Below are 9771 nucleotides of genomic sequence, written 5' to 3' on the forward strand. Positions count from 1 at the left end.
AGCCGCACCCGAAGCCGAAGCCGAAGCCGAAGCCGCACCCGAAGCCGCACCCGAAGCCGAAGCCGAAGCCGAAGCCGCACCCGAAGCCGAAGCCGAAGCCGCACCCGAAGCCGAAGCCGAAGCCGCACCCGAAGCCGCACCCGAAGCCGAAGCCGCACCCGAAGCCGAAGCCGCACCCGAAGCCGCACCCGAAGCCGAAGCCGCACCCGAAGCCGAAGCCGAAGCCGCACCCGAAGCCGAAGCCGAAGCCGCACCCGAAGCCGCACCCGCACCCGAAGCCGAAGCCGAAGCCGAAGCCGAAGCCGAAGCCGAAGCCGAAGCCGCACCCGAAGCCGAAGCCGAAGCCGAAGCCGCACCCGAAGCCGAAGCCGAAGCCGAAGCCGAAGCCGAAGCCGCACCCGAAGCCGAAGCCGAAGCCGAAGCTTTCCGTTTCACGTGAAACATCGCGGAGGCGCCGTAGGTCTCGGCAGGAGTTCGGCTCCGCTCCGCCCGGCCCCGCACGGTCCGCCTTTGAACGGCGCCGTTGGTCGTGGGCTTGTACATGGACGCGGCTCTCGTCCTGTCGATCACGGACGCCGCACCAAGCCCTCGGCGCCGTCGTTGATGCCGCCGTTGATGCTGTCACCGTTTCACGTGAAACATCGGCGTCCACGCGGGCATCGCCTCGGCCGTCTGTTGGGTTCGGAAGGCGAGGGCGTCGCCCCGTTTCACGTGAAACATCACCGAGTTCACTTCGACCGGGGAACCACTACGCCGTTCTCGTAGGCGAACATCACGAGCTGCGCGCGGTCCCGCGCCCCGAGTTTGAGCATCGTCCGGCTCACGTGTGTCTTGGCCGTCGTGTGGGAGATGACGAGTCGTCGGGCGATCTCCTCGTTCGACAGACCGGAGGCGACGAGCAACAGCACCTCCCGTTCCCGTGCGGTGAGCGCGTCGAGCGCCGGTGCCGCGACCGGCGTCGGCGGGCGGGAGACGTACTCCTCGATAAGCGTCGTCGTCACTTCCGGCGAGAGGAGGGCGTGCCCTTCGACGGCGACTCGGATCGAGCGCAGAAGTTCGGTCGGCAGCGTGTCCTTCACCAGGAAGCCACACGCGCCGGCGCGCAGCCCTTCGAAGACGTAGACGTCGAGCGCGTAGTTCGTCAGGATCACCACCCGCGAGTCGAGGCCCATCGCGGTGATCCTTCGCGTCGCCTCGATGCCGTTCATCTCCGGCATCTGTACGTCCATGAGGATCACGTCCGGGCGGAGTCGCTCGGCGAGCGCGACGGCTTCGGCGCCGTCGGCGGCCTCCCCGACGACGTCGATGTCGGGGTCGGAGTTGAGGAGCGCGGCGAATCCCGCGCGGATGAGCGGCTGGTCGTCGGTGAGCAGGACGCTGATGCTCATCGTCGGTTCTCCTTGTGGTGCAGGGGAAGTAGGGCGCGGACGAGGAAGCCTTCGCCGTTGGGCCGGGCGGTGAGTTCGCCGCCGACGATGTTGACGCGCTCTCGCATGCCGATGAGACCGAGTCCTCCGCCACGGGTGTGGGGGGTGGACTTCGGTGGCCCGTTGTGGATGGTGAGGGCGAGTGTGTCGTGCCCGAGTTCGACGCTGAGCCGTACGTCGGCGCCGGGTGCATGACGCGCGGCGTTGGACAGCGCCTCCTGGACGACGCGGTAGGCGGCGCGGTCGATGTCGAGAGGAAGGTCGGTGGGTGTGTCTTCGGGGCGATGTTTCACGTGAAACATCAGACCGGCGGCGGTCGCGGTCTCGATGAGGCGCGGGAGTTGGGCGAGGCTCGGGCCCGGCTCGTCGGCGGGGTCGCCGTCCGGTGTGATGTGCCGGAGCACCTCGACTGTCGAGCGGAGCTCACGCATGGCGTCGGCGCTCGCGTCGCGGATCGCGGCGAGCGCGGTGGGCACGCGGTCGGGTTCGGCTTCGGCGAGGTGTGCGGCGACGCCGGCCTGGACGTTGATGACGGAGATGCTGTGGGTCAGCGAGTCGTGGAGTTCTCGGGCGATGCGGAGGCGTTCTCGTTCGGCGCCGAGGCGGGCGGCGTCGTCGGCGCGGCGCCGTTCGGCGGCGAGGAGCTGGCCGCGTCGGCGAAGGGCTTCTCCGCCGGCGGCCGCCGCGAGCATCCAGGCGAGGATCCACAGCGGTCCTTCGACGGCGGCGTCGGCGTCCGCTCCGCGTGCGATGCCGACGGTGAGGATGCCGAGAACGAGGACGGCGGTGACGGCGATGGCGTGCCGTCCGCGTCCTTGGAGAACGGCGAAGAAGGTGACCACGACGGCCGACGTCGCGGCGAAGATGCTCTGGTATCCGCAGCCGTAGAAGGCGACCGGGGCGGCGGCACTCATCGTCGCGACGACCATCGGGAGCGACGGCAGATACGCCAGCGCCAGCGCGGGGACGACCAGGAGCGCCCACCCGAGCGCGTCGATCGGGGTGACCGTCCGCTCGGGCGGGACGCTCGCCGTCGCCGCGACGGTGAATACGGCGACGGCCGCGCTCCACGGGAGCCGTCGCCAGACAGATGCTGCGGCGGTGTCGGTGAGGCGGTCGACGAGCGAGCCGGACATGTCAGTGATCTTCCCTGATCTGCGCCCACGGCGTGCGGTGGCGCACGAGCGCGACGATCAGCACGAGCGCGAGGACGGCCGCTCCCCCGTCGGTCACCACCGACGGAATGAGGCCGGCGACGCCGTACTCCTCGCGGGCCAGCGACCACATGCCGGACGGGATCATGAACCAGCCGAGGGACTGCGACACGTTCACCGCGAGAACCGTCCACAGTAGCCACCAGTTCCGCTTCCACAAGGCGAGCATTCCGAGGGCGTTGCCGAGAACGTATGCGGTGCCTACGATCCGGAACCCGGTGGTAAACGCCGGCGCTGCCGCCGCCGGATCGGTTTCGCCGGCTCGTCGCATCATCTCCTCGATGAATGTGGTGTCGATGACGGCGAAGTTGTGCAGCGCCGTGCCGACGGTGAAGGCGAGCGAGCAGGCGACGGTGAACGTGACGAGCCTTCGGGTGGTCGGCGTCGGCGTCAGGGTGGACTTCATGGCGGTGCTCCTCGGTGGTGTCGGGATGCCCCAACCTTCGTCGTCGAGGAGGCCCGCGTCGTCGTGCCGACGAGTGGTCTTCCGGCTGCTTCCCCGGTGCCGTCGTGGGCGGTGCTGGACCGTCTCGTACTTCCCGGGAAGTACGAGACGGCGATGTTTCACGTGAAACATCGCGCGAGCGGAACCGGACGGACGGGGAGCGGCGAGATGAAAACACGCGACGCCCAGGCGTGATCCTGGCTCCATCAATGTGACCTTGCCCGGATTGTGGGATTCACGGGTGCGTCACCCCACGTGATCGGTCACTCTTGACGACGTGTCTTCTTCCACACTGACCGGAGAGATAGGCGTCCTCGTCGATCCTCCGGTGACCGCCGACCTCGTCAACGAGATGACGGACCTGTGGGTTCGCGTCACCAACGCGGGTGGCTCCGCGGGCTTCGTCGCCCCGGTCACCGTCCCGCAGGTGCGACCGACCACCGTGTCGATCCTCGCGCGAGTGATCGACGGGACGGACACCCTGGTGGCCCTCACGGAAGGAGAAACCATTGTCGGCTGGTGCGTGCTCGCGTCCAACGACAGTCCGCCGCGACAAGGATGGCGCACCGTACGGCACGTCCAGGTCGACCCCGACCGGCAGGGCTCCGGGCTCGGCGGCCGTCTCCTCGCCGCGGTCGACACCGTCGCCCGCAGCGTCCTCGACCTTGAGGCCCTGAGCCTCAAAGTCCGCTCCGGTACCGGCGCCGAGGAGTTCTACCTCCGGCACGGTTTCGTCGAGGTCGGCCGTCTTCCGCACGCGGTGAAGATCTCGGCCGACGACTACCGCGACGACATCATCATGTGGCGCCGGCTGCGTTAGCCGCACGCCTGCGAAGGCACCGTGTCCGAGGGCGCGGTGCCTTCTGCATGTCCGGGTCGCCTGCATGTTTCACGTGAAACATCGCCGTCGTGCCCACGACCGCGAAAACGCTCCGCGGCGTTCCCAAAGTGGACGGTGGGTGGTGCCGGTTGTCGCCCGGACCCGGTACCGTGCCAGGCGTGGCAGCCGACGCGCAGGGATCCCGTCTCCCCGACTTCGTGGCGTGGCCGTCGTTCCCCTTCACCGGTGAACTACGGCTCAAGCCCTTCGACGAACCCGTCGGCGTCGAACCGCCCAGACGCGGCGAAGACCCCGCCGAATGCCCGTCCTGCGGGTCGACCGACGCCGACTACCTCTGGACCGACGACCGCTGGCGCGTCAAGGGCCTTCCCAAGCCCAGCGGCCTGCCGATGGTCCTCATCCTCGAAACACGCTCGCATCTCGATCTCGGTGACCTCTCCACCATGCACGCCGCCGAGCTCGGCGTCCTCACCGTCCGCCTCGAACGCGCTATCCGCTCCCTCGACGGCGTCGGCCGCGTCCACGTCGCCCGCTGGGGTGACTCCAGCGCGCACCTTCAGGTCTGGTTCCTCGCGCGCCCCTACGGGCGCCTGAACCTGCGCGGCCCGTTCATGACGATGTGGGACGACATCCTGCCGCCCGTCGACGAGAAGAAGTGGCGGGAGGACCTTGAGTTCCTCGCCGCCTACCTCAACGACAGCTAACGCCGGATCGCGTTGCGCACCAGCGACGCCAGCAGATGACCGACCCCGATACCGGCGGCCCTCGCCGCGTGCGGCAGCAGCGACGTCTCCGTCATTCCCGGCGCGACGTTCGCTTCCAGGAACGCCGGTTCACCATCGGGCGGCACCATCAGGTCCACGCGCGACAGGTCGCCCAAAGCGAGCGCCTCATGCGCGGCCACCGCGATCTCGGCGACACGCGCGGCGACGTCGTCCGACAAGCGCGCGGGGCAGTGCCACGTCGTCGCGCCCGCGTTGTAGCGCGCGACATAGTCGTACTCGCCGCCCTTCGGCGCGATCTCGACCGCCGGGAGGGCACGCGGCCCGTCCCCGAAGTCGACGACCGACACCGCGATGTCGGCGCCCGGTACGAAACGCTCGATGAGCGCGGTGTCGCCATAGGCGAAGGCCGCCATCATCGCCGCCGGCAGTTCCCCGGCCGTCGACACACGTTGCACGCCGAGACCCGAACCGCCACGTGACGGCTTCACCACGAGCGGCAGACCCATGCGGTCGCCGATCCGTTCCAGCAACGCCCCGGCACCCAGATCCGAGAAGGTTTCCCGCGGTAGCGCGATCCAGTCGGGTGTCGTGATGCCCGCCTCGCGCACGAGCGTCTTCGCCCCCGGCTTGTCCCACGCACGACTCGCCGACGTCGCCGAGGGACCCACGTAAGGGATGCTCAGAAGCTCCAGGACGCCCCGAAGGGACCCGTCCTCACCCGGCGCACCGTGCAGGGCGAAAACGACCGCGTCGGGCGGATCCTTGGCCAACGTCGACAACAGCGAGGAGTCGACGTCGGCGATCTCGGCGTGCACGCCCAGTTCGCCGAGCGCGTCGGCGATGCGGCGCCCGGAGCGCAGCGACACGTCGCGCTCGTAGGACAGGCCACCGGCCAGAATCAGGACGCGGGCGTCGGCAAGGTCGGCGATGGCTTGGGCTGCGGCGGGCTCCGATCCGGTACCGGTCATGGCCGCGGCACCACGTCGTCGGATGCGGGCGGGTGGGTTTCGCCGAAGGTCTGAGACAGAGCTGACTGTTCGGTGATCACGTCGGCGAGCCTACGCACTCCTTCACGGATGCGGTCGGCAGGTGGGAAGGAGAAGTTGAGTCGCATTTGGCCGCGTCCGGAGCCGTCGGCGAAGAAGCCGGTGCCGGGGACGTAGGCGACGCGCTGCTGGAGCGCGCGCGGGAGCATCGCCTTGGAGTCGAGGCCTTCGGGAAGCTCGGCCCACACGAACAGGCCGCCGCCCGGTTTCGTCCAGCGCATCCCCGCCGGCATGTAGTCCGACAGGGCCGACAGGAGCGCGTCGCGACGCGAGGCGTAGAGCTCGCTGAAGGTCTTGACCTGTTCCCGCCACGGCATCGTCGTCAGGTAGCGCACGACGGCGTTCTGGGTGAGCGCGCTCGGGCACAGGATCGCGGCCTCGGTCGCCAGGACGAGCTTGTCGCGGACGGCCGGTGGCGCCAGCACCCAGCCCACGCGGAGGCCGGCGGCGAAGGTCTTGGAGAACGTGCCGACGTAGAAGATGCCCTCGCGGCGGCGCGCGCGCAACGACTTCGGCGGCCTGCCCTCGAAACCGAGCGCGCCGTACGGGTCGTCCTCGACGACGAGCAGGCCCGCGGCCTCGCAGATGTCGAGGACACGTTCACGTCGCTCCTCGGTGAGGGTGACGCCGGTGGGGTTCTGGTAGGTCGGGACGGTGTACAGGAACTTCGGGCGTTTCCCGTGTTTGGCCAGGTCGGCGAGGGTTTCCTCAAGGGCTTCGGGGATGAGGCCGTCGTCGTCGACGGGGACGTGCACGACCTCGCACTGGGCGGCCTGGAACACGCCGAGCGCGCCGACGTAGGTCGGGCCTTCGGCGATGACGACGTCGCCGGGGTCGCAGAAGATGCGGGTGAGCAGGTCGAGGGCCTGCTGGGCGCCGACGGTGACGACGACGTCGTCGGGCGACGCGCCGACGGAGAGGTCCACGCCCGAGTCGGCCATGACCATGCAGATCGCTTCGCGGAGGGCGGCGTCGCCCTGGCCGGGTCCGTAGAGGAGCGCCTTGGCGCCGTCGGTGGCGATCATGTCGGCGAACATGTCGCCGACCTCGGCGAGGGGAAGTGCCGCGGTGTAAGGGTTTCCGCCCGCCAGGGAGACGATCTCCGGCCGGCTTGCCACGGAGAAGAGTGCTCGGATCTCCGACTGCGCCATGCCGTGAACACGCTGTGCGTACCGATCGGTGTAATCGTCGAGCGTCGTACCGGACACGGCACCTCCTGCGGACGTAGAGATCTGCCATGCTACCGACACTTCTGCGAATACTATTGGTAGCGATGTCACGGCGAATTGTGAGCTTGACGCTCGATGTGCTTGAGGACCTGCCGCGCCGATGCCGGGGATGTGTGTTCTGGGAGCTTGATCCGGTCGCCGCCGAACAGGCGTGCGACGGGGGGGACACGGGCTTCGAGAAGGAGCTCTGGGTGTCGACGGCGCTGCTGGAGTGGGGTGCCTGCGGGCGGGTCGCCTATGAGGGCGAGGCGCCGGCGGGGTTCGTGCTGTACGCGCCGCCCGCTTATGTACCGCGCGCCGCGGCGTTTCCCTCGGCTCCGGTGTCGGCCGACGCCGTGTTGCTGACGACCGCGCACGTCGTGCCGGAGTACGCCGGGACGGGGATGGGACGGGAGTTGCTGCAGTCCGCGGCGAAGGACCTCGCGCGGCGGGGCATCAAGGCGATCGAGGTCTTCGGCGACCAGCGGGGCGAGGAGCACGCGTGCGTCGCGCCGGCGGACTTCCTGCGTTCGGTCGGGTTCAAGACCGTGCGGCCCGATCCGCATTACCCGCGGCTGCGGCTGGAGTTGCGTACGGCCTTGTCGTGGCGGGCGGAAGTCGATCGTGCGCTCGACCAGTTGCTGGCGACGGCGGGGTCGGTGATCGGCGCGCAGTCGCGCGGATCCTATGAGCAGGTGCGGCGGTACTGACTTCTGCGATGTTTCACGTGAAACATCGCATCAGCCCTCCAGTCTCGCGAGGGTTTCCCGCAGCCATTTCAGTTCGGTGCGGCTCGTGGCGGTCGCGATGGTGAACAGGCCCTGCCGGAACGGGTCGTCGAAGTCGTCGGCGCGCAAGGGCTTGTCGCCGTCCCAGAAGAAGCTGGCCGGCTGGGTGAGGAACTCCAGCCGACGGCGCAGCACGGCGGCCTGTCGCTCGGGGTCGTCGAGGTGCCGGAGGAAGGCCAGGACGGTGAACCAGCGGTTCTCGTCGGAGATGAACAGTTCGCCGGGGTCGGCGAGGCGTGCGCGGAGTTCGGCGCGGCCGCAGTCGGTGAGGGTCAGCATGTGCCGGGGCGCGGCGACCTGGCCGGGACGGGTTTCCCGCACGACCAGGTTGGCGCCTTCGAGGCGTTTGAGTAGCGGGTAGAGCGTGCCGTCGGCGATCGGCCGGACGTGGCCGGTGAGCGCGGCGACCTTCTTGCGGAGTTCGTAGCCGTGGAGTTCTTCGTCGTGGAGGAAACCGAGGACGGCGAGTTCCAGCATGACGACCAGGATATCCCGGTTGCTAGATACATCGGTGTCGAGGTATCTTCGTCGCGAGACACCACCCCGCTAAGGAGTTCGCCCATGCGTTCCGCCCCTGTGTTTCCCGACGGCACCACCATCCGCTGGGCCGAGATTCCCGGCCGCGAACCCGTCCGCGTCTACCTCCACGGCCTCGGCGCGAGCGCGGCGCCGTACTTCGCCGGCGTGGTCACCCACCCGGCGCTGGCCGGGCACCGCTCGCTCTTGATGGACCTGCTCGGGCACGGTGTCAGTGACCGTCCGGCCGACTTCTCCTACACGCTCGAAGCGCACGCCGACGCGGTCGCCGCCGCCCTGGCCGCCGCCGGAGTGGGCGAGGCCGACGTCATCGCGCACTCCATGGGCGGCGCCGTCGCGATCCTGCTCGCCGCGCGGCACCCACGCTTGGTGCGACGGCTCGTGCTCGTCGACGCCAACCTCGATCCGGCGCCGCCGTCGCCGCGACCCGGCAGCTCGGGCATCGCGATGTACACCGAGGACGAGTTCCTGGCCAGCGGGTGGGAGGCGACGCTGGCGCGCGTCGGGCCGCATTGGGCGTCGACGATGCGGCTCGCCGACCCGGTCGGGCTCTACCGGACAGCCGTCAACCTCGCGCGCGGCTCCGTGCCGACGATGCGCGAACACCTTGTGGGTATGGACATCCCGCGCACCTTCCTCTACCCCGCAGTCGACGGCACGGTGGCCGATGCCGCGGGGCTCACCGCCTCGGGCGTGGAACTCGTCGCGGTTCCCGACTGCGGGCACAACATCATGGTCGACAACCCCGACGCGTTCGCCGTGGCCGTCGGCGAGGCGCTGCGGGCGGAGCGGGAGAGCCGTAACGTCGGGGTATGAGCGAGATTCTGGACGAGACCGAACTGCGCGACAAGCTCACCGACGACCTTCCCGACTGGTCCGCTGAAGGCGACGGCATCACCCGCGTCGCGGAACTTCCGACCTTTCCCGACGCGATCACGGTCGTCGCGCGCGTCGGCGTGGTCGCCGAGGAGATGGACCATCACCCCGACATCGACATTCGCTGGCGCACGCTGACCTTCCGCTGCTCGACGCACTCGGAGGGCGGCGTGACGTCGAAGGACCTCGACCTCGCGCGGCAGATCGACGAGATCATCGCCGCCGAGTCGTGAGCCGACGACGGCGGCGCACGCGGTGCCGAGTCGTGAGCCGACGACGGCGGCGCACGCGGTGGCGAGTCCGTGGGGTTGAGGCGGGGTGCTCGGCCTCAACTGTTGCGGCGGCGGTGTGGTTGAAAGGCGGGATGGAAAGGTGCGGCGGGCGGCGATGTTTCACGTGAAACGGTGGGGCCGGTGCTGGCCTCGGCGGTGAGAGGGCGGCGAGGCTTCGCTTGGCTCGGAGGGACGCGGTGACAGGCGCGCGACTCGGGCGTCTTGTTTCACGTGAAACGGAGACTCGCGCTCGCCCCGGCGCGTGATGTTTCACGTGAAACGCTCCCCCGAAGGCTCGAAGGCTCGAAGGCTCGAAGGCTCGAAGGCTCGAAGGCTCGAAGGCTCGAAGGCTCGAAGGCTCGAAGGCTCGAAGGCTCGAAGGCTCGAAGGCT

At 69.3% G+C, this 9771-nt stretch carries 11 protein-coding genes and 1 pseudogene; 5 read left to right on the forward strand and 7 right to left on the reverse strand.

Going from position 1 to position 9771, the window contains the following annotated elements; translation table 11 throughout:
* From HNR73_RS31140 to HNR73_RS31155, 4 genes are all read right to left on the reverse strand, one after another.
* The coding region (locus HNR73_RS31140; RefSeq protein WP_221331205.1) for a hypothetical protein at window positions 1-652 on the reverse strand (652 nt) is incomplete at its 3' end.
* Window positions 653-728: 76 nt separating this feature from the next.
* Window positions 729-1388, reverse strand: coding sequence for a response regulator (locus HNR73_RS31145; protein ID WP_184791258.1), 660 nt, complete (start codon window positions 1386-1388; stop codon window positions 729-731).
* Window positions 1385-2563 carry a sensor histidine kinase gene (locus tag HNR73_RS31150; RefSeq protein WP_184791259.1) on the reverse strand — a complete coding sequence of 393 codons (1179 nt, stop codon included), beginning with the start codon at window positions 2561-2563 and terminating at the stop codon, window positions 1385-1387. The genes HNR73_RS31145 and HNR73_RS31150 overlap by 4 nt, the downstream gene beginning before the upstream one ends.
* Window position 2564: 1 nt before the next feature.
* Window positions 2565-3047, reverse strand: coding sequence for a hypothetical protein (locus HNR73_RS31155; RefSeq protein WP_184791260.1), 483 nt, complete (start codon window positions 3045-3047; stop codon window positions 2565-2567).
* A gap of 316 nt (window positions 3048-3363) precedes the next feature.
* Between HNR73_RS31155 and HNR73_RS31160 the strand changes: the two genes are divergently transcribed.
* Window positions 3364-3906 carry a GNAT family N-acetyltransferase gene (locus HNR73_RS31160; RefSeq protein WP_184791261.1) on the forward strand — a complete coding sequence of 181 codons (543 nt, stop codon included), beginning with the start codon at window positions 3364-3366 and terminating at the stop codon, window positions 3904-3906.
* A 179-nt stretch (window positions 3907-4085) separates the two neighbouring features.
* Window positions 4086-4631 (forward strand): hypothetical protein, encoded by a 546-nt coding sequence (locus tag HNR73_RS31165; protein ID WP_184791262.1) that lies wholly within the window; start codon window positions 4086-4088, stop codon window positions 4629-4631.
* Here HNR73_RS31165 and HNR73_RS31170 read toward each other — a convergent pair.
* Both HNR73_RS31170 and HNR73_RS31175 read right to left on the reverse strand, forming a co-directional pair.
* Window positions 4628-5620, reverse strand: coding sequence for a D-alanine--D-alanine ligase family protein (locus tag HNR73_RS31170; RefSeq protein WP_184791263.1), 993 nt, complete (start codon window positions 5618-5620; stop codon window positions 4628-4630). The two genes, HNR73_RS31165 and HNR73_RS31170, sit on opposite strands and share 4 nt — an antisense overlap.
* A pseudogene (locus HNR73_RS31175) lies at window positions 5594-6906 on the reverse strand (aminotransferase-like domain-containing protein); the annotation flags it as partial. The gene HNR73_RS31170 and the pseudogene HNR73_RS31175, both read right to left, overlap by 27 nt.
* 65 nt (window positions 6907-6971) lie before the next feature.
* Here HNR73_RS31175 and HNR73_RS31180 point away from each other — a divergent pair.
* The gene (locus tag HNR73_RS31180; RefSeq protein WP_184791307.1) at window positions 6972-7616 is read left to right on the forward strand and encodes a GNAT family N-acetyltransferase; all 645 of its coding nucleotides are present in this window, start codon (window positions 6972-6974) and stop codon (window positions 7614-7616) included.
* Window positions 7617-7646: 30 nt separating this feature from the next.
* Here the strand turns inward: HNR73_RS31180 and HNR73_RS31185 are convergent, their stop codons facing one another.
* Window positions 7647-8171 carry a PadR family transcriptional regulator gene (locus tag HNR73_RS31185; RefSeq protein WP_184791265.1) on the reverse strand — a complete coding sequence of 175 codons (525 nt, stop codon included), beginning with the start codon at window positions 8169-8171 and terminating at the stop codon, window positions 7647-7649.
* Window positions 8172-8255: 84 nt separating this feature from the next.
* On the opposite strand from HNR73_RS31185, the gene HNR73_RS31190 reads away from it, so the two are divergent.
* Both HNR73_RS31190 and HNR73_RS31195 read left to right on the forward strand, forming a co-directional pair.
* A complete protein-coding gene (locus HNR73_RS31190) occupies window positions 8256-9047 on the forward strand; it encodes an alpha/beta fold hydrolase (protein WP_184791266.1) in 792 nt (263 codons plus the stop codon).
* Window positions 9044-9340 carry a 4a-hydroxytetrahydrobiopterin dehydratase gene (locus tag HNR73_RS31195; RefSeq protein ID WP_184791267.1) on the forward strand — a complete coding sequence of 99 codons (297 nt, stop codon included), beginning with the start codon at window positions 9044-9046 and terminating at the stop codon, window positions 9338-9340. The genes HNR73_RS31190 and HNR73_RS31195 overlap by 4 nt, the downstream gene beginning before the upstream one ends.
* The last annotated feature ends 431 nt before the right edge of the window (window positions 9341-9771 follow it).

The sequence above is a fragment of the Phytomonospora endophytica genome, assembly GCF_014202425.1.
GTDB classification, from domain to species: domain Bacteria; phylum Actinomycetota; class Actinomycetes; order Mycobacteriales; family Micromonosporaceae; genus Phytomonospora; species Phytomonospora endophytica.

What these genes read in the sequence shown, in the direction of transcription:
- HNR73_RS31145 (WP_184791258.1), bottom strand. Translation starts at nt 1,388, where the DNA reads ATGAGCATCAGCGTCCTGCTCACCGACGACCAGCCGCTCATCCGCGCG.
- HNR73_RS31150 (WP_184791259.1), bottom strand. Translation starts at nt 2,563, where the DNA reads ATGTCCGGCTCGCTCGTCGACCGCCTCACCGACACCGCCGCAGCATCT.
- HNR73_RS31155 (WP_184791260.1), bottom strand. Translation starts at nt 3,047, where the DNA reads ATGAAGTCCACCCTGACGCCGACGCCGACCACCCGAAGGCTCGTCACG.
- HNR73_RS31170 (WP_184791263.1), bottom strand. Translation starts at nt 5,620, where the DNA reads ATGACCGGTACCGGATCGGAGCCCGCCGCAGCCCAAGCCATCGCCGAC.
- HNR73_RS31180 (WP_184791307.1), top strand. Translation starts at nt 6,972, where the DNA reads ATGTCACGGCGAATTGTGAGCTTGACGCTCGATGTGCTTGAGGACCTG.
- HNR73_RS31185 (WP_184791265.1), bottom strand. Translation starts at nt 8,171, where the DNA reads ATGCTGGAACTCGCCGTCCTCGGTTTCCTCCACGACGAAGAACTCCAC.
- HNR73_RS31190 (WP_184791266.1), top strand. Translation starts at nt 8,256, where the DNA reads ATGCGTTCCGCCCCTGTGTTTCCCGACGGCACCACCATCCGCTGGGCC.
- HNR73_RS31195 (WP_184791267.1), top strand. Translation starts at nt 9,044, where the DNA reads ATGAGCGAGATTCTGGACGAGACCGAACTGCGCGACAAGCTCACCGAC.